Source organism: Modicisalibacter ilicicola DSM 19980, assembly GCF_900128925.1.
Classification (GTDB): domain Bacteria; phylum Pseudomonadota; class Gammaproteobacteria; order Pseudomonadales; family Halomonadaceae; genus Modicisalibacter; species Modicisalibacter ilicicola.
Window position 1 is genome coordinate 1 of record NZ_FQUJ01000028.1, and the last position, 20,518, is coordinate 20,518.

Annotated in this window: 22 protein-coding genes and 1 pseudogene; 9 read left to right on the forward strand and 14 right to left on the reverse strand. The window is 61.1% G+C overall.

Features of this window, described 5'->3' with window-relative positions; genetic code table 11:
• Positions 1–20 precede the first annotated feature (20 nt).
• The 9 genes from BUA41_RS18260 to BUA41_RS18300 all read right to left on the reverse strand — a co-directional run bounded on the left by BUA41_RS18260 (position 21) and on the right by BUA41_RS18300 (position 8,861).
• Positions 21–1,832: a DUF3141 domain-containing protein gene (locus BUA41_RS18260; protein ID WP_139249178.1), complete on the reverse strand. Its 1,812-nt coding sequence runs from the start codon at positions 1,830–1,832 to the stop codon at positions 21–23.
• A gap of 19 nt (positions 1,833–1,851) precedes the next feature.
• Entirely contained in the window at positions 1,852–2,433 is a 582-nt protein-coding gene (gene petA / locus BUA41_RS18265) for a ubiquinol-cytochrome c reductase iron-sulfur subunit (RefSeq protein WP_072825606.1), read from the reverse strand.
• Positions 2,430–3,683, reverse strand: a complete 1,254-nt coding sequence (gene nhaA, locus BUA41_RS18270; protein WP_072825608.1) for a Na+/H+ antiporter NhaA — start codon at positions 3,681–3,683, stop codon at positions 2,430–2,432. The genes petA and nhaA overlap by 4 nt, the downstream gene beginning before the upstream one ends.
• Before the next feature lie 80 nt (positions 3,684–3,763).
• Entirely contained in the window at positions 3,764–6,172 is a 2,409-nt protein-coding gene (locus BUA41_RS18275; RefSeq protein WP_175547012.1) for a copper-transporting P-type ATPase, read from the reverse strand.
• A gap of 100 nt (positions 6,173–6,272) precedes the next feature.
• On the reverse strand, positions 6,273–6,527 hold the full coding sequence (locus BUA41_RS18280) for an SHOCT domain-containing protein (RefSeq protein WP_082072699.1): 255 nt from the start codon (positions 6,525–6,527) through the stop codon (positions 6,273–6,275).
• Positions 6,528–6,704: 177 nt separating this feature from the next.
• Positions 6,705–7,376, reverse strand: coding sequence for a methyltransferase family protein (locus tag BUA41_RS18285; RefSeq protein WP_035557707.1), 672 nt, complete (start codon positions 7,374–7,376; stop codon positions 6,705–6,707).
• Positions 7,377–7,379: 3 nt separating this feature from the next.
• On the reverse strand, positions 7,380–7,718 hold the full coding sequence (locus BUA41_RS18290; protein WP_035557704.1) for a DUF5676 family membrane protein: 339 nt from the start codon (positions 7,716–7,718) through the stop codon (positions 7,380–7,382).
• Positions 7,711–8,064, reverse strand: a complete 354-nt coding sequence (locus tag BUA41_RS18295) for a YHS domain-containing protein (RefSeq protein ID WP_035557701.1) — start codon at positions 8,062–8,064, stop codon at positions 7,711–7,713. Before BUA41_RS18295 ends, BUA41_RS18290 begins: the two co-directional genes overlap by 8 nt.
• Before the next feature lie 374 nt (positions 8,065–8,438).
• On the reverse strand, positions 8,439–8,861 hold the full coding sequence (locus tag BUA41_RS18300) for a hypothetical protein (protein ID WP_072825610.1): 423 nt from the start codon (positions 8,859–8,861) through the stop codon (positions 8,439–8,441).
• A gap of 100 nt (positions 8,862–8,961) precedes the next feature.
• Between BUA41_RS18300 and BUA41_RS19100 the strand changes: the two are divergent.
• The 4 genes and pseudogenes from BUA41_RS19100 to BUA41_RS18320 form a co-directional block, all read left to right on the forward strand.
• A pseudogene (locus BUA41_RS19100) lies at positions 8,962–9,060 on the forward strand (prolipoprotein diacylglyceryl transferase family protein); the annotation flags it as partial.
• A 74-nt stretch (positions 9,061–9,134) separates the two neighbouring features.
• Positions 9,135–9,755: a LemA family protein gene (locus tag BUA41_RS18310; protein WP_035557690.1), complete on the forward strand. Its 621-nt coding sequence runs from the start codon at positions 9,135–9,137 to the stop codon at positions 9,753–9,755.
• Complete coding sequence (locus BUA41_RS18315; protein ID WP_035557687.1) at positions 9,752–10,531, forward strand: TPM domain-containing protein; 780 nt, start codon at positions 9,752–9,754, stop codon at positions 10,529–10,531. The genes BUA41_RS18310 and BUA41_RS18315 overlap by 4 nt, the downstream gene beginning before the upstream one ends.
• Before the next feature lie 62 nt (positions 10,532–10,593).
• Entirely contained in the window at positions 10,594–11,211 is a 618-nt protein-coding gene (locus BUA41_RS18320; protein WP_035557684.1) for a TPM domain-containing protein, read from the forward strand.
• A gap of 134 nt (positions 11,212–11,345) precedes the next feature.
• Here BUA41_RS18320 and BUA41_RS18325 read toward each other — a convergent pair whose 3' ends face one another.
• From BUA41_RS18325 to BUA41_RS18335, 3 genes are all read right to left on the reverse strand, one after another.
• Complete coding sequence (locus tag BUA41_RS18325; RefSeq protein WP_035557681.1) at positions 11,346–12,068, reverse strand: cytochrome c biogenesis CcdA family protein; 723 nt, start codon at positions 12,066–12,068, stop codon at positions 11,346–11,348.
• 105 nt (positions 12,069–12,173) lie between these two features.
• A complete protein-coding gene (locus BUA41_RS18330) occupies positions 12,174–13,253 on the reverse strand; it encodes a YncE family protein (RefSeq protein WP_035557678.1) in 1,080 nt (359 codons plus the stop codon).
• A gap of 211 nt (positions 13,254–13,464) precedes the next feature.
• Positions 13,465–13,803 carry a hypothetical protein gene (locus BUA41_RS18335; protein WP_035557675.1) on the reverse strand — a complete coding sequence of 113 codons (339 nt, stop codon included), beginning with the start codon at positions 13,801–13,803 and terminating at the stop codon, positions 13,465–13,467.
• 417 nt (positions 13,804–14,220) lie between these two features.
• Between BUA41_RS18335 and BUA41_RS18340 the strand changes: the two genes are divergently transcribed.
• Positions 14,221–14,970, forward strand: coding sequence for an IS5 family transposase (locus BUA41_RS18340; RefSeq protein WP_084671835.1), 750 nt, complete (start codon positions 14,221–14,223; stop codon positions 14,968–14,970).
• Positions 14,971–15,145: 175 nt separating this feature from the next.
• On the opposite strand, the gene BUA41_RS18345 is transcribed toward BUA41_RS18340, so the two are convergent.
• Positions 15,146–15,892 (reverse strand): TVP38/TMEM64 family protein, encoded by a 747-nt coding sequence (locus BUA41_RS18345; RefSeq protein ID WP_052703828.1) that lies wholly within the window; start codon positions 15,890–15,892, stop codon positions 15,146–15,148.
• Positions 15,893–16,796: 904 nt separating this feature from the next.
• Between BUA41_RS18345 and BUA41_RS19680 the strand changes: the two genes are divergently transcribed.
• The 4 genes from BUA41_RS19680 to BUA41_RS19105 all read left to right on the forward strand — a co-directional run bounded on the left by BUA41_RS19680 (position 16,797) and on the right by BUA41_RS19105 (position 20,236).
• A complete protein-coding gene (locus BUA41_RS19680; protein WP_084671837.1) occupies positions 16,797–17,081 on the forward strand; it encodes a transposase in 285 nt (94 codons plus the stop codon).
• A gap of 364 nt (positions 17,082–17,445) precedes the next feature.
• On the forward strand, positions 17,446–18,420 hold the full coding sequence (locus BUA41_RS18360; protein ID WP_227370330.1) for a helix-hairpin-helix domain-containing protein: 975 nt from the start codon (positions 17,446–17,448) through the stop codon (positions 18,418–18,420).
• A 604-nt stretch (positions 18,421–19,024) separates the two neighbouring features.
• A complete protein-coding gene (locus BUA41_RS18365) occupies positions 19,025–19,264 on the forward strand; it encodes a hypothetical protein (protein WP_072825612.1) in 240 nt (79 codons plus the stop codon).
• Between the two features lie 705 nt (positions 19,265–19,969).
• Positions 19,970–20,236: a hypothetical protein gene (locus tag BUA41_RS19105; RefSeq protein WP_139249179.1), complete on the forward strand. Its 267-nt coding sequence runs from the start codon at positions 19,970–19,972 to the stop codon at positions 20,234–20,236.
• Here the strand turns inward: BUA41_RS19105 and BUA41_RS18370 are convergent.
• Positions 20,230–20,518 (reverse strand): IS30 family transposase (locus BUA41_RS18370; RefSeq protein WP_139249180.1); only part of this gene is annotated, 289 nt, incomplete at its 5' end. The two genes, BUA41_RS19105 and BUA41_RS18370, sit on opposite strands and share 7 nt — an antisense overlap.

Genomic DNA, 20,518 nt, shown 5'->3' on the forward strand with positions numbered 1-20,518 from the left:
CGTGAATGAAGATCTTTCTCTCAATCGTTGCTTGTCTTTACCCATGCCATACCTGCCCAGGGCCCGGCATAGAGCGTTCCAAATGCCATCTCGAAAACGCTATCGCGAGTCGTGCCGGCCAGTTCCAGCGTCGAGGCGATTGAATCGCTCATCAACGTCTCCCATTGCCGATAGGGGCTGCTGCTATCGACCGGCGTCGGCATGGTCTCCGCCATCTCGGCCAGCCACTTCACGCCGTTCATCCAGGGAGCGAAGCGTTCCGAGAACATCAGCCGACTGGTCCGCGCAGGATGCAATTGACGCAGCATCTCGGCCGTCCAAGGGGTCGTGTACAGCCGCACCCAGGGGCCGACGAAGGTCTCGTAGAGGGCCACATTGTGCTCGGAAAGTGCGCGCACCTGCTCGAACGCCGGTGCCTGAGAGGGGTAATCTAGGTCCTCCACCCGGCGTTCCTCGAACCGCACCTGGAACTGGGGCTTGTGGCAATCGGGATCGCCGGTGGGGTTGTCGATCTTCATCTCGTAGAGCCCGGGGGCAAGATCGTTGAGATCGCCTACACTCTCGAGGATCGCTCGGTGCTCGAGGCGCGCCACCTTGGAGGAGACGAAGATGCCCAGATGCCCGACGTGGGGATTGAGCAGGTAGACGATGCGCTGGTCGGCGGCCTTGAGTGCCGCGGTATCGGGATAGACCGCGGGGATCCAGTTGAGCGCCTGATGGGGCGGGGTGATGTTGTCGCCGCCGGAGGCGAAGATCACCAGGGGGTTGCGGATGCGCTTGAGGTCGACGCTACAGCCGGGGCAGACCTCGAGCTCGCCACGCTCCAGCTTGTTGCCGACGAAGAAGTTCTCGACGATGGCAACGATCTCTTCCTTGCTCAGGCTATAGAAGCCCGTCCACCAGCGCTCGAACTCGAGGAAGCGTTCGCGCTGGCCGTCGATGTCGGCGAACAGCTGATAGTCCTTCTGCCACAGGGTATTCGCCGGCTTGAGGGCTTCGAAGTTGGTGGCGAGGTTCGCACCGTCGAAGCGCCCGTCTCCCAGGTCGGCCATCAGGTGCGTCAGCCAGGCACCGCCCAGCAGGCCGCCGGCGAGGCGCATGGGATTGACGCCGGATTCGCCGGACCAGTAGGAGAGCGGCGAGCCGTTCAGCACCGCCGGCCCGACCAGACCCTCGCAGTCGGCGGAGAGCAGCGCGATGGCCCAGCCCGCCTGGCAGTTACCGTAGAGCACCGGCGGCTGGCCGGGGTGGCGCTCGGCCAGCGTCTCGACGAAGCGCCGCAGGACGTGCTGCACATCCTCCAGCGTCTGCCCGGGCATGGGCTCGGGGAAGAAGATCACGAAGTAGACCGGGTGCCCCTCGTGCAGCGCCATGCCCACTTCGGAGTCTTGTTTGAAACCGCCGATGCCCGGGCCATGGCCGGCGCGCGGGTCGACGACCATCACCGGTGGTTTGGTCTCGTCGAGGCAGTCTTCCAGACAGTCCTCGCCGACCCGAGTGATGCGCAACAGGGCATAGTTGGCGGGGCGTTCCAGTCGGCGGCCGTCCAGGATTATCTCGTAGTCGAAGTCGAGCAGTGGCGGCTTGCCCATCCGTTCATGCTCGAGCATGTTGTCGGCGCGCTCGCGTAGGGTATCCAGGTAGCGCACGCCACGCCGCCACAGGTCGGTCTGGTAGGCGAGCAGCTCCGTCGCCGGGTTGCTCGGGATGGTGGCGTGTTCGAGTTCGGGCGCGGCCATCTGGTCGGCCGCCTCCTGGGAAGGAGCCGATTGACTCTTACGCGGGGCTTTACGCGCCGTGGGTGCCTTGGCTGTCGATGTCTTGGTATTCATAGTGGTTTACCTCTCGGTGTCAGGATGATGTTGGCTCGGGGTCGGTACCGATCTCGACCCGGGACTCGGACAGGAAACGGTAGGGTGGAATCTCCAGGTTGGTTGGCGCCGGTACCGCCTTGAATACGCGGCCGGCGAAGTCGAACTTGGAGCCGTGGCAGGGACAGAAGTAGCCGCCCGGCCAGTCGTCGCCGACCGAGCCCGGTTCCGGCCGGAATGAGGGTACGCAGCCGAGGTGGGTGCATATCCCGATGACCACCAGATACTCCTCCTTGATCGCGCGTAACGGCCCGCTGATATAGCCCGGCTGTTGGGTTGCTACCTTGGCGAGCGGATCGCGAAGCCGACCGGATTCGGTTAGCGTCGCCAGACGCTCGAGGATCGTCGGGGTGCGGCGTAACACCCAGATGGGCTTGCCGCGCCATTCCACGGTCACTTGTTGCCCCGGCTCCAGCTTGTCGATGTCGACCTCGACGGGGGCGCCGGCGGCCCGGGCGCGCGCGCTGGGCTGCCAGGAGGCGATGAAGGGCACCGCCGTGAATGCCGCTCCGACTGCGCCGACCACCACCGTCGCGCCGACGAGAAAGCGTCGTCGTTTCATGACTGCCTCCTGGAATCAATAGTCTTATCTTCCGTTGGGGGCTTGGGCGACGCCACCGAGCGGAGTGACCGTTCGGTAGTCGTTTCGACCCGGTGCCGCCGGGGCAGCGTTGCCGCCAGCAACGCACCGCCGAGGAGTGCCGCGATGGCCGAGGCGAGTAACACGCCCTGGCGGGCCGCGGTCAGGGCCCCCGGGTCGTCGAAGGCCAACCCGGCGATGAACAGGCTCATGGTGAAACCGATACCCGCTAGCACGGCCACTCCGTATAAGTGCCACCAGCGAACCCCGGCGGGCATCCGCGCGAGGCGCAGCCGGATCGCCAGCCAGGCGAAGGTGAACACCCCCAACTGTTTGCCCAGCAAGAGACCGAGGGCCACCCCGAGGAAGACGTTGCCGAAGCCCTCGCCTCCTGCTCCCACCACGATCCCCGCGTTGAAGAAGGCGAACACGGGCACGATGCCGAAGGTGACCCAGCGCCTCAGGTCATGGTAGGTGCGATTGAGTGGGGAGCCTTCCCGGTGGCCATCCCGTGTCTTGGCGGGAATGGCCAAAGCGATCACGACCCCGGCCAGGGTCGCGTGAACCCCGGACTTGAGTACCGCAAACCACAGCACCAGCCCCAGCAGCACGTAGGGCAGGGCGCGCATGACCCGCAAGCGATTGAGAACCATGAGGCCAGCGACGGCAATGCCGGCGACGAGTAGCGCCTCCCCGGCGAGGCGCTCGGTATAGAACAGCGCGATGATCACGATGGCGCCGAGATCGTCGAACACCGCCAGGGCCATCAGGAACACCCGCAATGCGGGGGGCACGCGCTTACCGAACAGCGACAGTACCGCCAGGGCCAGCACGATATCGGTGGCGGTGGGCACGGCCCAGCCGTGGGCGGCGATACCCTCGGTGCCATTGACCAGCAGATAGATCAGTGCCGGCAGTAGCATGCCGCCGATCGCGGCGATGCCGGGGAGTGCCACCTGTTGGATCGAGCCCAACAGGCCGCCGAGCATCTCGCGCTTGAGCTCGACCCCCATCAGCAGGAAGAAGAACACCATCAGCCCGTCGTTGATCCACAGGATCAGCGGCTTGTCGATGCCCAAGGCGCCCACCTGCACCGACACGGGGGTATGATGCAGGAATTGGTAGAACTCACGTAGCGGGGTGTTGGCGAGCACCAGCGCCAGGAGCATGGCGCCGACGGTGACCAGCCCCGCCGCCCGTTCCTCCGATCCCTGCTGTGCCGCCGTCGTCATGCTGTAGCCTCCCGGCATTCGCTCCTAGATGCGCCCTTTGCTTGGCCGCCGGTCTAGCCAGCGCTGGTTGTCGGCCATGATCAGATCCTCACTCGGCGTAGGCGCAGCGCATTCAAGACCACCGACAGGGACGACGCGGTCATCGCGAAGGCGGCGAACATCGGTGAGATCAGAATGCCGAGGAATGGATAGAGGATCCCGGCGGCGATGGGTACGCCGGCTCCGTTATAGATCAGCGCGAAGAACAGGTTCTGCTTGATGTTGCGCATGGTGGCCAGCGACAGCTTGCGGGCGCGTACGATGCCGTCGAGATTGCCCTTGACCAGGGTGAAGCCCGCGCTTTCGATCGCCACGTCGGCGCCGGTGCCCATGGCGATGCCGACATCCGCCTGGGCCAGCGCCGGGGCGTCGTTGACCCCGTCGCCAGCCATTGCCACCTTGCGGCCTTCGGCTTGCAGTTCCTTGATGATGCGGGCCTTGTCCTCGGGCATGACATCGGCGCGGATTTCATCGATGCCCAGGCGTCCTGCCACCGCCTTCGCCGTGCGCTCGTTGTCGCCGGTGGCCATGATGATGCGAAACCCCAGCCGGTGCAGCGCCTTCAGGGCATCGGGCGTGGTTGCCTTCACTGGGTCGGCGACGCTGACCAGGCCGGCGATCTGGCCATCGAGCACGACGAACATCACCGTTTCGCCTTCATCGCGGCGGGCGTTCGCGGTCTCGGAGATCCGGCCGCCATCGAGGCCCAGTTCGGCCATCAGCTTGGCGTTACCGAGGGCCACCGACTTGCCGTCCACGACCCCCTTGACGCCCATGCCAGTCACGGCTTCGAAATCGGTGGCATCGGCGAGGGACACGCCGCGCTCCTCGGCGCCGGCGACGATGGCCTCGGCCAGTGGGTGCTCGGAGCCTTTCTCGAGGCTGGCCGCCAGGCGCAACACCTCGGCCTCGTCATGCCCTTCCTCGGGCAGCACCGCCACCAGCTTCGGCTTGCCTTCGGTCAGGGTGCCGGTCTTGTCGACCATCAGCGTATCGACCTTGGCGAAACGTTCCAGCGCCTCGGCATTCTTGATCAGTACGCCGGCCTGCGCGCCGCGCCCGGTGGCCGTCATGATCGACATCGGCGTGGCCAGGCCCAGCGCACAGGGGCAGGCGATGATCAGCACCGCCACCGCCGAGACCAGCGCATAGGACAGCGCCGGCGCCGGACCCCAGATCGCCCAGCTAATGAAGGAGAGAATGGCGACGCCGATCACCGCGGGCACGAACTTGCCCGCCACCTTGTCGGCGAATTTCTGAATCGGTGCGCGCGAGCGCTGGGCAGCGGCCACCATCTCGACGATCTGGCTGAGCATGGTGTCGGCGCCGACGCGGGTGGCTTCCATGACCAGGCTGCCGGTGCCGTTGATCGTGGCCCCCGTGACCTGGTCGCCTTGGACCTTCTCCACCGGTACCGGCTCGCCGGAGATCATCGACTCGTCGATCGAGGAGCGGCCCTCGACCACCATGCCGTCCACCGGTACCTTGTCGCCGGGGCGCACCCGCAGGTGATCGCCGACCTGCACGTCTTCCAGCGGTATCTCCTCTTCGCTGCCGTCGGGCCGGATCACCCTCGCGGTCTTGGCGGCCATGTCGAGCAGTGCCCGGATCGCCTTGCCGGTGCCCTCGCGAGCGCGCAGCTCCATCACCTGGCCTAGCAGGACCAGGGTTACGATTACCGCTGCGGCCTCGAAGTAGACTCCGACGGAGCCGTCTTCCCGGCGAAAGCCGTCGGGGAAGACGCCCGGCACCAGCACCGCCACGATGCTGAACAGATAGGCCGCGCCGACCCCCATGCCGATCAGGCTGAACATGTTGAGGTTCATGGTGCGGAAGGAGTTGTAGCCGCGCACGAAGAACGGCCAGCCCGACCACAGGATCACCGGCGTGCTGAGCACCAGCTCGATCCACATCGCGTTGCGTTCACCGAAGAAGTCGCGAATGGCCCCGAGGCCCAGGTAGGGGCTCATCGTCAGAATCAGGACCGGAAGCGTGAGCACGGCCGCGACCCAGAAGCGTCGGGTAAAATCGACCAGCTCGGGATTCGGCCCCTCATCGCCGACGGCCGCCGATTCAAGCTCCAGTCCCATGCCACACAGCGGGCAGGCACCGGGGTCGGTTTGCCGCACCTCGGGGTGCATCGGGCAGGTGTAGATGGCACCGGCATGCCCGGCCGGCACCTTGTCGTACTTGCCGCCGTGGGCCGGCGCGGAGGCCCCATGACCATGCCCGTCATGCGTCTGCGAGTCGTCGCTTCCCACGGGCACGAGGTGCATGCCGCACTTGGGGCAGTCACCCGGCTGGTCGGAGACGACCTCCGGGTGCATCGGGCAGGTGTATTGGGCGCCACCCTGGCTGCCGGCGGCGTGTTGGTCCGTATCGCCGCTGCCTCGTGTCGGTGCCTCGTGCGAGGCATGCCCGTGACAATGGTCGTGTTGGTGTTGCGTCATGGAATCGTCTCCGTCGCTTCCGCGTCTTGATTCAACCTCGTGGCCCTATCTCGATAGGGTCGAAACTAATAGTGCCGTATCCAATAATCAGGAGGTGCGATCAAAGCAGAAGATCGCGCTTGCGTTGCTCGTACTCCTCGCGGTCGATTTCTCCCCGGGCGTAGCGTTCTTGAAGAAGGTCCAGGGCCGTTGGCCGCCGTTGAGAAAATGGCTCGCCCCGGCCTCGGGTCAGGCCACGCACCAGGAGAACGGCCAAGGCAATGACGGCGCCCCAGAACAACACCATCATGACCCCGCCGAAGAGCATATGTCCCCAGCCGTAACTCCCCATATACGCCGTCATGTCGTCCCACATGGTCGGATCTCCTTTCAAGTTGAATCATCCTGATATCAGGCTAAAACCTGTGGGAGACCCAAGGGTCAAGATAATATGAGGTGAAAGCATGCGGCTCTTGATCCCGGTCAACGTTCGGCATCTTCAGTGGGATGAAATCAACGCCGCCCGCGTGTGTTGATGTGTGAATCCAGGATGTCAGTGAACCCCCGGCTCATCGTGAGTATTGCGTGAGCTACCCGCTAGCTTCCGCCACTGTCCCCAGCGAGGAATGAACATCGGCACCCGCCGCTGGTAGGCGCGATAGGCGTCACCGAACCAGGCCAGCATCTGCCGTTCCTCGCGGTGGGCCAGCCAGGTATAGGCAAGCACGATCACTGGAAACAGGCCGATCGAGAATAGTGTCGGCCAATGCACCACACCTTCGCCGAACAAGGCGATGAACAAGCCGGTGTATTGGGGATGCCGTACCAGGGAATAGAGTCCGCCGGTCACCAGGTGGTTCTCGCGCCGTGCCTTGTAGACTTGCCGCCAGCCCTGGATAAAGATCCCGATGCCGGTAAACGCGAGCCCGTAGCCAAGCAGCATGGAGACAAGCATGCCGGTTTCTCCCAGCCCCACCAGCGTCGACCAGAGGCTGGCGCTGACATACTCGCTATCCAGACCGAAGAAACGCACCAACAGATAGATAGTGAGCGGAAAGCCATACATCTCGGCGTAAAGCGCGATGATAAAGGCCTGCACCGCGCCGGCACCGGTCCATTCGCGCCAGTTCTTCGGTGCGAAATAGCGATAGAAGAACCAGGACACCAAGACGATGACGATCAGCGCGAGGCCCCAGGCGCCGGTATGGTTGAGGGATTCGTTCATGGCCTACGCTCCGCTGCGCCGGTTGAGGCGTGTGACAAAGAAGTTGTAGAGCGGGCCGAAGACCAGGGCCACGTACCAGCCGTAGCCGAAGCTTTCAGCCAGGCCCAGGAAGAAGCTTGGCCAACTCAACCAGGTGAAGCCAGGCAGCAGGCGCAGCCAGCTCTCATACATCGCCCGGTCGGGAAACAGCAGGCCGAAGCCGACGCACAGGATGAAGGTCACGGCCAGAAACAGCCCCAGGCTCATACCCAGTGCGATCACCGGGATCCGCGGCACGGCTTGAACCGGCAAGCGGGTTCCGTAATGCGGCTTGGCTGTCGGCGGAACATCGGCATCAGGCATGTTCATTCTCCGGCTGGGCGGGCGGGCTCATGGCTTCAGCGGCGAGATATTGCTCGGGCGCGGCCTCGAAGCGTTCTCGGCAGTCACGTGAGCAGAAGTAATAGACATGGCCCTCGTGGACGCTCGACTTGGCCTTTTCGGTGCTGACGGTCTTGCCACAGACGGGATCGACGTCCTCGGCTGGCGGAATCCAGCGCAGGCTCTCGGTGGTCGCCTGCCTCTCTGATGCCCCCTCGCCATGCTTGGCCTTGCCACGACCATGACCCATCACGTGAGCACCGCAGCCGAAGCGCATCATCAGAAAGATGATTCCCGCCCAGAGCATGAAATATACGAGCTCGTTCATGGACTCTCTCCTGCTATTTCATTATCGGGACCCGTGTCATATCGGCCGCCTTCTTCGTTATGCCGAGAAGCTGTCCAGAGAAAGGCTAGAGCCTATGTGTGACACAATGGTCAAGGCCGGAGTCGCTGCCCTACGCCTCTCGGTTTCGCGGAGTGTCTCAAAGCATACGCAACGAAACTGAATTGACGCTGAAAAGCGAAGCACCCCGACGCCTGGCAGTGGTTTATAGCTCGAGATGCTGATAAGTCTGGTGGGAAGAGTCTCTGCACGCACAGCGGCCACTCCGGCAGTCGCCTGGTTCGATACGAGGGCGGGCACGAGTTATCTCCCCGCGTATCCGTCTGGAGTCGTGGGGCTGGGGAAATGGGGATGACTTAGACTCTGAAGCGTTGGCTCAACAGGTAGACTGCAACCGGAGAAGGGGCGGGAAGGGCACGTGGCGTGCCGCTGGCGGTGACAACCCGGGGCGCTATGGTCGGGGCAGCCATGCTCAAGGGAAGAAGCTTGCACTCGAGGTCCTGGCGTTCCAGGCGCAACAGGGCACTGCCGGCATGGCGAGCGCCATGGTGGCAGCGCGGCCGAGGGTGTTCCGTGTCGATGCGTTCGGCGCTCGAGTGCGTGTCCGAGAGAAACTCGACGCCAACCTGGCCAAACGCGGTCGAGGAAGGCACAGGCGCCGCCGTGGCGGCACTGAAGAGAAGCACCAGCACCATGCCCAGCAGGATGCCCATCCCAAGGCGCGGCCAGGCGACGTCAGGCCGCGTGGAATGCTTGGGAAAGAGGGCATGCCTGGCCATGTTGCAGGGCTCCTGTGGCAGGTTATGTCCCCACCATATAGCCCAGAACCGGATCCTGTCGATTGATCCAGATCAAGTCAGATGGCGCTGCAAACCTCGGTTGCAGTATCCTCAGATCGATCCGGTTGCCATCGCCATCGGGCCGGTGCAGATTCACTGGTATGGCCTGATGTACGTTGTCGGCTTCGTGGCGGCATGGCATCGCTTCCTTCGCATCAAGCTGAGCTGTACCTTGGACCTCATCGATTCGCAATGACAGGGATGACTGACCCCATGCTGACGAGATACACCACGCTTCCCGACCCTCGCGTCTGGCGGTTTGTCCTTGTGCTGATCATGGCGATGCTGTTGACGGGTTGCGGCGTCAACAACATCCCCACCTATGACGAACAGGTGAAGTCGGCCTGGGCGCAGGTGGAGAACCAGTACCAGCGACGCGCGGACCTGGTGCCCAACCTGGTCGAGACGGTCGAGGGCTTTGCCCGCCAGGAGCAGGAGACCCTGACCGCCGTGGTGGAGGCGCGGGCCAAGGCCACGTCCATCCAGATCGACGCCGAGTCGCTCGACGACCCGGAAAAGCTGCGCCAGTTCGAGCAGGCCCAGCAGCAACTCACCGGGGCACTGAGCCGCTTGATGGCGGTGTCCGAGCGCTATCCCGACCTGAAGTCGAATCAGAACTTCCTGGCCCTGCAGTCCCAGCTGGAGGGTACGGAAAACCGCATCGCCGTGGCGCGGCGCGACTTCATCACCGCGGTCGAGCGCTACAACACCGAGATCCGCACCTTCCCCGGGCGGTTGTGGCACAGCATCCTCTACAGCGACATGCCGCTGCGCGAGACCTTCGAAGCCACGACCGAGAACGCGGACCAGGCCCCCCAGGTGGAGTTTGAATGAGCGATCTTCTGCGCATCCCGCTATTGGCGCTGCTGCTGTCGGGGGGCCTCGGCCTTCAGGCACAAGGCCTCCAGGCCCAGGAGCTTGAGGAACAGGAACTCGACTTTCCCGAATTGACCGGTCGTGTGGTGGACCAGGCCGGGCTGCTGGATCCGGCCACCGAATCACGCCTGAGCGAGAGGCTCGCGGCCCACGAAGAAGCCACCACCGAGCAACTGGTGGTGGCCACCCTGCCGGACCTGCAGGGCGTCACCATCGAGGAGTATGGCTATCAGCTGGGGCGCCACTGGGGCATCGGCCAGCAAGAGGAGGACAACGGCGCCCTGCTGATCGTCGCGCCGAAGGAGCGCAAGGTGCGCATCGAGGTCGGCTATGGCCTCGAGGGTCGACTGACCGACGCCCAGTCCTCGGTGATCATCAACCAGACCCTGACGCCGGCCTTCCGTGAGGGCGACTACGCCCGCGGCATCACCGAGGGCGTGGAGGCGATGATCCAGGTGCTGGGTGGCGAGCCCATGGACACCAGTGCCACCGCCAGCGCCCCGGCTCGGGAACAGGGACCTGAAGGACCGGCATCGATTCTCTTCTTCGTGATGTTCGTCATCGTCATGACGCTGGTACGGGGCGGTCGCGGCGGCCTGCTGGCCGGCATGTTGCTGGGCGGTGCGCTCGGCGGCAGGTCGCGCGGCGGCGGCGGGGGTGGTTTCGGCGGAGGCGGCGGCTTCGGCGGTGGCGGCGGCGGCTTCGGTGGCGGCGGCGCTTCCGGCGGCTGGTAAGCCAGCCTTCCCGCCGGTGGCGACACCGACATGACAATCAGGATTCGGAGATCACAACCCCCATGGCCTTACTGAGTGAAAACGAGCAACGCCAGGTAGCCGAGGCGATTCATCGGGTCGAACGCGACACCGATGCCGAGCTGGTCACCGTGCTGGCTCCGCGAGCGGACAACTATGCCTATATCCCGCTGCTCTGGGCCGGCCTGCTGGCCCTGGTGGTACCGGGTGCGGTCAATTACTTTCCCGGCTGGTTGACGGCCTACGAGCTGACGCTGGTGCAGTGGGCGACCTTCATCGTGCTGGGACTGGTGTTTCGCATCCCCGCCATCACCACCCGGCTGATCCCGCGATCGGTTCGTCATTGGCGGGCGGCCAACCTCGCCCGGCGGCAGTTCCTGGAACAGGAGCTGCACCACACCGAGGGGGGAACGGGGATGCTGATTTTCGTCTCCGAAGCCGAGCGGTATGTGGAAATCCTGGTTGACCGGGGCATCTCGGCACGTATCAGCGACGAGACCTGGCAATCCATCGTGGCGGCGTTCACCCAGCAGGTGAAGGCAGGTGAGACCCTGCGGGGTTTCCTGGCGTGCATCGAGGCATGCGGCGAACATCTCAAGGAGCAGGTACCAGCCACCCACGAGCGCAACGAACTGCCCAATCATCTGATCGTGCTGGATTGACCCTCATCTGCCCATGCACCGGGGCATGACGAGTGCTTCTCCCCGGCAGAGGTGCCGCCGTCTGACACGGAACACGTGGGGCGATACGTTGAGAAGTCGCAGGAGACTCGACGGTTGGATGTCGATCAACGCCCTCAGCCGATTGTGGCCAGGGCCGGAAACCAGTCCACCAGGATGCTGGAGAGCCGGGTGAGCGTCCCGGAGACGATCAGCAACCCCATGAGGATAAGGATCACTCCGGCGACTGGTCGGGCATAGGCACTCCACTTACCGAGGCGGCCCCGGTAGTGGCTGAACCTGTTGAGCAGCAGGGTGCTGGCCAGGAAGGGCAGGGCCAGGCCCAGGGAGTAGGTCGCCAGGTAGAGCATGCCGGCCTGGGCATTGGCGGTGGTCGAGGTGGCCATCAGGATCGCCCCCAGGATCGGGCCGATGCAGGGCGTCCAGCCGATGGCGAAGGAGATGCCGAAGAAGGTCGCCGCCATGGGAGAGCCCCCTCTCAGCTCGGGCGACCACTGAAAGCTGCGCTGCAGGACGGGCAGCCGGAACACGCCCGTCATGAATAGGCCGAGCACGATGACGATGCTGCCGGTGATCCAGTTGAGCTCCTGGCGATAACCACGCAGCAGCTGGCCGATGCTGGTGACCCCCAGGCCCATCAGGATGAAGACCACGCTGAAGCCGAAGACGAAGAAGGTGCTGAGCAGCAACGCCTCGAAGCGCCGATCCGCCTTGCCGGCACTGCCGCCGGTGACCACCGACAGATAGGCGGGCAGCAAGGGCAGGGTGCAGGGCGAGAAGAACGACAGCAGCCCGCCGAAGAGGGCGCCGATCAGGCCGATGGAGGAGAGCGTTTCCACAGAGCTTCTACCTGGGTGAAATGAAGGGAATGGCTATCGGCCGGCGATCGTCAGGGTCGCCGGCCTAGGTGCGGAAGCAGACTTCGCGGTCACCAACTCATTGGTTCACCTGGAAGGCGATGCCCCGAGAGATATCTGGTGACCGATGCCCCCCAGCTCCACGGTCTGCAACACCTCGAGGGTGTCCGGGGCGATGATCCACAGGTGGGGTTCGTCGCGGCTGGTGACCAGCACCCGCCCATCGGTGGGCGAAACGGCGAGATGGTAGGGGGCCGGTGCCAGCTCGGCGGCATGCCGTGTGCCCTCCTCGAGGGAGATCCTGACGAGGCGGTTGTCGCCCTGACTCGTCGCATAGAGCGTCTGGCCATCCGGACTCAGGTCGATGCCGTGAGGCGCCGTGCCGATCTCATAATCCTCCGCCACACTGCCTGTCGTCAGATCCACCGCCAGGACGCGGCCCCCGGCATGATCGTTGACGTAGAGGGATTTACCGTCCTTCGAGAGCACCATGTGTTCCGGGTTCCCGCCGACGCGCATGTTGCGCCGCACGAACCAGTGCTGAGGATCCACCTCGCTGATGGTGCCGTTACCGGCGTTGCTGACCAGTATGCTACCCCCCTCCTCGTGCTGAACCAGGTAGTTCGGATTCGGCCCCGTGGCCAGGGAGGCGATGACCTGGCCGCTATCCAGCGACACCATGCTGATGCCTCCGCCCGTGGGGTGGGTCGAGACGGCATGACGCCCGTCTCGCGTGACCAGCACATGATGCACGGCCCCTGGCACTTCCAGGGTTCTGACGATGCGGCTCGTGGCCGTGTCGACGACGTAGAGCAGGCCGGTACTCGCTTCCTCCGGGGAGGTCGTTGCGCCATCGCCATGATGGGCCGCGTGCTCGTCTTCCGTCACCCCCTCGGGACGAACGATCTCGCGACCGGCATCCTGCGGGGAAAGGCTCCCCACGATGAGGTGTCGTCCGTCAGGAGTGAGGGCGGAGCCGTGCGTATTGATCGTATCGGTCACGGTCGATATCACCTCCTGACGCTCCAGGTCGATGATACCCACGGCATCTGCCGTCCCCATCGGCACGAAGGCCCGGTCGCTCGCCGCCAGGGCGGTCGTTGAGGCTGCGAGGGCGATGCCGGCCATGAGACTAGCCAGCCAAGAACTGTGCAGAGAGTTCTTCATGAGAGACATGTCCTAAGTATTGAGGCCCCTGTGGGGCGTGGGCGACCGTCAGCAGACGGTCGGGGCTATGGAAAACGTCGATGAGATCGACATCGATCAATAGCCATCGACAGACCTCGTGGTCAGATCCTCATTTGGCTCGAGCGCAGGGAGTGTCGTATCACCGATACCGAGCCGAACGACATGGCTGCGGCGGCGATGAAGAGAGCAGTCAATGGCAACTCCATGGCTCCTTGCTGGCATTGTCCTTGATGTTCTGGTCGACGAACCGGTAGTGGTCTTCCTTGAAGCGCGTCCACCAGCCATGGCTGATCTCGATGGCGTGCCAGGCGAGGATCGCCTCGATATGGTCGATGCACAGCCGCGTCGCATCATAGGCCATACTGAGCTTGTGCTTCTCGGTGTCATAGGTGACTCGCTCGAGCCCGTATAGCCCATCGATCTCGTCCATGGCGACGCGTAACTCATCCTGATCGCAGGGCTCGAGCTTCAGCTTGCGAGTCACTAGATTGACCTCGGAGACGCCGAGGCGGTGTTCGTTCTTTGACATACGAAACTCTCCCTTCTGCCATTTCGTCATGCACGGGTAGATCCACATCTGGTGGAAGTGCGGAGCATTGCCCGCCACCGACACCGAGCTGATCGCAATGACGATACTGATCTACTCCCCCTTCGGCCCAGGGCATCCTTGATGCCGTCGCCGGCCCTAGGCCTCTGGCGATACCTGGACGCTGGGAAGCCGCCGATTTGCTCGAAGCCTAAAGCCCTTGGGTAACGCAAAGGTCAAGCGAGTGGGGAGCACCAGGGTTGCGGATAGCTCCGAACCTTGATCGATGTCATGCAATTTCCGGTTTTGTGAGGCTCACCCCTAGCCTAGGGTCTGTTGACGTTTCACGAGAACGGCATTGCTGAATAAGAGCAGTCCCGCAGAATTGAGGTTTCCACACCGACACTCTGCGAGTCTGCAATGCCCCGATTGATGCTCAGTGACGAGCTCTGGTCGAAGCTGGAGAAAATTCTGGTTCAACAGGCCATCTACCGCAAGCCTGATCTGCGAATGACGGTGGAGGGAATTCTTTACCGGATGCGCGTAGGCTGCCCATGGCGGGACCTGCCCTGCGCCTTTGGGTACTGGAATTCGGTCTATAAACGCTTCAATGCCTGGTCGGCGGCAGGCAAGCTGCTCAGGGTATTTGATGCGCTGATCGAAGAGCCTGATTTCGAGTGGATGTTCATCGATGGGACTTACGTCAAGGCTCACCAGCACAGTGCCGGCGCTGCCAGCAGTCAGTCTGAGGCCATCGGCAAGAGCCGTGCTGGCCACACGAGCAAGATTCACTTAGCTGTTGATGCTTATGGATTACCTGTCGCTTTCAGACTTACGGGAGGCAACATCAACGACAGTACCGAAGCCCCCGGCTTGATAGCCCAACTGCCCTGTGGCGAGGCGATTGTGGCTGACAAGGGCTATGACAGTGAACGCATTCGTGAGCAGATCAAGGGCCAGGGGGCCCATCCGGTGATTCCGAGAAAACGTAACTCGCTCAGGGGCAATGCCGATCTGGATAAAGGACTGTATCGCTATCGGCATCTGGTCGAGAATGCCTTTGCGCGGTTAAAGCACTACCGCGCAGTGGCGTTCCGCTATGACAAGCTAAAGCGAAATTACGAGAGCATGGTGGCCATGGCGTGTGGGTTTCTCTGGCTACCGATGTGAAACGTCAACAGCCCCTAGATGGCAAAGCTGAACCAACCCTGAATGGGCGGAGCCTGTTGGGGCGTCATGTCATTGGGATGTCGGCTAGGCATGCCGGGTTAGGCGTCCCCGTACCCCATGCCAGAACCCCATCATTGACGCTTCAAGCAGGGCGCTTGGCGGGGCTGAGACTCGGCTACCCGAGATGCAGCCAGCGCCTTACGGTCGCGCGATAGCGCGCCGGAGCCGCCTTCCAGGCCAGGGGGAGCAGGGTGATGGTGCCGAGCGCGAGCACCGTGAGGCCCGCGCGGCGCAGATCGCTGGAGGCGAGCTCGTCACCGAAATGCGCCAGCAGGAAGCTCGCCGGAATGATCCCGAGCAGCGTCGCGACGGCAAAGCGCCAGGCCTTGAGGGGGGTGAGGCCGGCCGCGTAGCTGAGGACGTCGAAGGACAGGAACGGCATCAGCCGGGTCGCGAAAACCGCGACCATCAGGGCATTCTGCGAGCCGATGAAACGGTGTAGCAGGTTTGGAGTAGGGCGCACGCCCAACCAGGTCCTCAGGGCGTCATATCCCAGCAGGCGGGCAATGGAGAAGGCGATCAGCGCCCCCGTGCCGGAGCCGATGGCGACATAGAGCGTCCCCCAGGCATGGCCATAGGCCGCGCCGGCGGCAAGCGCTATCGGGGCGCTGGGAATCGGGCTCATGACGATGGCCAGGGTCATCAGGCCGATGACCAGGACCGGCCCCAACGGGCCAAGCCGTATCACTGCCTGCTCGAGGGTGTCGCCGGTCAGCAGGGTTTCCAGCGTCCCGGTGCGCCACAGCAGCAGGGTGGTGGCAAGGAAGGCGGCAAGCAGCCCAACGCCACACAGGATGCGCCGCCTCGAGGCTTGGGATAAGCGGGAAGGGGCGCCGTCTTCCGGCTTCTTCTGCCTGGCCATGTTTTCCAATCCCGATCTCCCACGCTTGTCGTTGCACCCACTCGGCCTCCTTGGGGATGAATGACAGCCGGCTGGCAGATGCCATCAAAGCCCGAGCGCTTTCCTCATGCTGTGCCTGCTTCAGTGGACGAAGCCCCAGGGCGGTGGCAATCGCCAGTGGCACCTTCACGCCGAGCACCCACAGCGGCGCATGTTTTGTCCTGCTCGTCCTCAATGGCAGTCACGGGAGCAGAAAAAGTAGTCATGGCCATCGTGAACACTCGGCTTGGCCTGTTCGGTACTGACGGTTTTGCCACACACGGGATCCACGTCTTCGGTGGGTGGAATCCAGTGCGGCCCCTCGGTAGTCGTCTGGCTCTCCTGCCTCTACCGTGTAGTCAACGGTGCTGCGGTGATTCTATGAGCCCAGGCACTATAGCCTGTGCAGCTCAGAAGAGGGGGCTTCAGGTGATTCCTGCCTGTGGCATGAACAGCACCAGCCTGTTCATCGTCGCTGTCCTTTGCCGTCTGCCGTCAACCTATCGCCACGTTGCGAATGCGAGCTTGTTATCAGGATACAACCTATGGGTTGCTCAAGGGTAAAGTGAGGAAGTGGTTAAGGATTCTTTTCTTGACCCTTGTCAGCTGTCAGTCTGCGCAGCCAAGCTGAAATGGCGCTGAACATTGGGGGGTTGATTGTTGTTGGCCTAAAGGGTGTGGAAGCACAGCCATTTTCTGAAGAAGGGTAAAGGGGGAAAGTGGGACGTCTTTATGCTTGATTCATGGCGGTAGATTGTGGGAATATTTTGACTTTTGTTCAGTATTGATATTGGTTAATTGCGTGAAAGGAGTGAAAGAGATGCGAATGACTAAGAGTGCCTTTCAAAACCTTGAAAACCCCTTCAGTCATTCCTAGATTTTCGGTATGGCTAAGAAAATCGTATCCGACGAACTCTGGTCCATTGTCGAGCCACTGCTGCCACCACCGACGCCCAGGCCACGCGGTGGCCGGCCTCCCATCTCCAATCGCGCAGCCTTGACGGGCATCCTGTTTGTGCTGCGCTCGGGCATTCCCTGGGAGATGCTGCCCCAAGGCTTCGAGGGGAGCACCACATTGGAGCTGGCTGATTACGGTATCGATATGAGCCAATTCCCCGAAGTCATGCATGAAGTCGAGTTATATGTTGTGCTTGAAGGTATTCGCCAATAAGCCTGGTTAGGTACTTTATATCTTCAAGACTGAGCTACGGCATCAGCCGATAGTTCATGCAACAAGAGCCAGCTGACAGTGTCGGCTGGTTTTTCTTGGTTTCATACTCTCACCAATAGCGAACCCTGAGCTACTCAGAAGTTAGGCGGTACAGCTGAATCTGGATGTTGCAAAACATTACCAATTGCGATTGCAGTATTCCCTCCACCTTCTGCGTCCCAGCAGCTTACGAAGGCGAGAGTTGATGGAACGTGGTGCGGGACGTAGGTAGTAGGTGCACCTGTCTAACTGATACCAAGTGGCTTCGTTCTAAATGACAGACAGGAGGCCTGGTTGGGGCGCTCCGGCAAAAAACCTCAAGCACTTGGGCTGGAACAACGGCAAGCACCTTGCCACGGTCGCCGGGATCATGCAGGGAGCGGATCTTTGGGCCCTTCAAGAAGTGATGGACACAGGCGCGGTCCAAACGCTTGAGCGGCAACTGGAGCAGCAGACCGGAGAATCGTGGAGCTCCATGGCATCACACGCGGTGGGGCGTAACACTTATCAAGAAAGCTATGCGTTCCTGTGGCGCGACAGCGCGGTCGATTACACCCAGGGCGCCGTGGTCTATCTCGATCCGGGCGACCTTTTCGCGCGGGAGCCTTACCTGGCGGAATTTCGCGATAAGGACAGTGGGGAGACGGTCGCCATGGCAGTAGTGCATATCGTCTACGGCGATAGCCGCACCGACCGCACGCCAGAAATACAAGAACTGGCCAGCATCTGGGAGTGGATGTATGAGGTCTATCCCGGCAGCGCTCGGCTGATCGTCGGCGACTTCAATCTGCCTCCTAGCGATCTCGCCTGGCAGCCGCTGCGCGATGCCGGCGCCCAGCCAGCGATTACCACCGGCGCCACGACGCTCAGTGAACGCGATGGTCGATATGCCAGCCTCTATGACAACTTCTGGATTGATGCGAACTCACTCGACGTGACCGAGGCTGGTATTGTTCATTTCCCGCAGATGTTAGGGATTGACCATCAGACTGCGCGAGCCTCCGTCTCGGACCATGCGCCGATTTATTTGACCACGGGCAATGCGAGTCCCGCGTTCACCGAGATAAACGACTCAGTGACCGCACGCGGTTTGTCTGATGGTCGTGGCTATCACTGCATCGATCTCAATAGGGCGCTGCCAAGCGAGCTCGATCGGCTCCCTAACGTCGGTCCGGCACGTGCGCAGGACATCATCGGCGGTCGGCCCTGGGCCAGCGTCGATGATCTTACTCGCATCAATGGCATTGGCTCGGCGCGCGTTGAGGAAATCCGGCAAAGCGGACTGGTGTGTCAGGGATAGCTCGCTACGGGTTACCTGCGAAACAGGTGCTCCCGATGATATCCCATGTAGGAGCGCTGATCCTCTGTCAGGGCTATTGACGCTTCGGTCAGCATTAGCCTGCAGACCTGACGGACTGATTCTGAAAGCTGATTGCCAATCTGAAGTCGCGCGGCAATATCGAACGTGATGTAGCGCTTTTCGAAGAGATAGCCGCCAGGTTGCGTACGAAAAATCTAGCTTTGCTCAAGTTTACAACGCTACCTACCGATACTGTTTAGTGTGTGATGCCTTTTTACTCGTTCCTATCAAGGATCGTCTGCGGTATGCGTCACACAGCTAACCCTGCCTCTAGTCAGGCAGGGTTTATCTAAAGCAGTACGGAAGGAAAAATGTATATGTCCGCTGAAAACACCCTCCGCTGAGGCTCGAATTCCAGGACACTAGGTATCGACTTGAAATAGGTCGGCATCTCGCTTGAGTGAATCAAGCTACCGGAAGCCCCTCGCAAGCGGCGCTATGCGAAACGCTAAAAGCTAAAAGCTATAAGACCAAGCTGAGTCGGGGATGCTGCCTCCCGAACAAGGGAGCAATTGCAGTCACTTACCCTTGGAAGAGAGTTTCAATGAATAAAAATCACTACCTTAGAAAACATCTGTGGAAATCGGCTACGGATTTCGGCGTGATAGCGATTCCCGTGGCGGTTTTCCTACTTATTAGCGGTTACGGCGAAGTCTGGAAAGCAGTTGTTATCATCGGTATGGGGATGGCCTTGATTGTTTTGAGTGTCGATCGTCGGGCGCGGATCGAAGCGGCAGAAGACGTCGAGAGGAAAACAGCTAAGAAAGGTGGCCAGGTTACGTAGTGTTTGTTGATGGAGCAGCATTAGGGCTTGGCAATGATAGAAAAGTCGCTCGCCTATACCACATACATAGTAGAACAATGATAATAGACGTATAGGGGCGTAGGGCTTGCCAGAAAAAGAATACTGGGCGGAATATCCATATTGAACTGATGGTCTTAAAGCCTTCGAACGTATAGAAACTTCAGGAAAACATGTCTTGCTATCGATTTTGAAGTGATTAAGCGGATCGTTTATGACGGTAATGGACCAGCTTATAAGCTAATGAAGGCGATGCAATCAGTAGAACGGCAAGAGGACATAGCGGGTTATTAGGGCCCACCGAGAATTAAGCTGGCCCTCCTAGCTTAACTCGCTGCGCGGGGCCGAGGTGAAGAGGCCTTGCTGGACCAGCTAGAAAATCAAGGCGCTGCCGATGCAGTGGACAGGGAAATCACCTATGTGCTTAAGAACCCTGCAATGCTAGGTCTGGTTAAGCCCTGGTTAAGTGTGGCTGTTCCTCACAAGCAGCCGTGATAATGCGTATGAATCAGTTACATATAAGCGGGGTTACCGTGCCGTTCGAATGTGTTTGTGCCGTTTAAGTCAATTGTTTTTAAACATCAGTCGGTCGAAAAGGACAATGATCAGTCTATGCTAATGCTGGTATTACCTCAATAAGTCGATTATAATTTAACATCAGGATCATACGATGCTTAAAGGTGTGTAATGGGAATACCTGCTTTATATTTAGCCATCCCTCTTTCAGCTTTATTCTTATATATTGCCTATCTACATTACAAAATCCATAGAATCAGTAATACTTACAAAATAAGGCAGGCAAAGTCTTTAGAAGAATACAGGTTGTCAAAAGTGCTTCACCAGGTTGAGGTAAAAAAAATACAAAAAGAATGGCGTGACTATTTGGAAAATGAGTTTGCTAGATTTTCAAAAATTAGGAACGGCGGTCTCAAGTTCCAAGCGCAACGCTATTGAAGGGTGCTCGGCCCACTGACTGATTTCTTGAGCACCTCGGCGTAAACTTCCAACGGCGTTCGCCAGTCCAGTGTCTTGCGCGGCCGGGTGTTCAGTGAGTCGGCGATCTCGTCGAGCTCTTCCTGGCTGTAGACCGACAGGTCCGTGCCCTTCGGCAGGTACTGCCGCAACAGCCCATTGGTGTTCTCATTGGAGCCCCGCTGCCATGGGCTATGCGGGTCAGCGAAGTAGATCGCCGTACCGGTCTTCTGAGTGATCTCGGCATGCTTCACCATCTCTCTG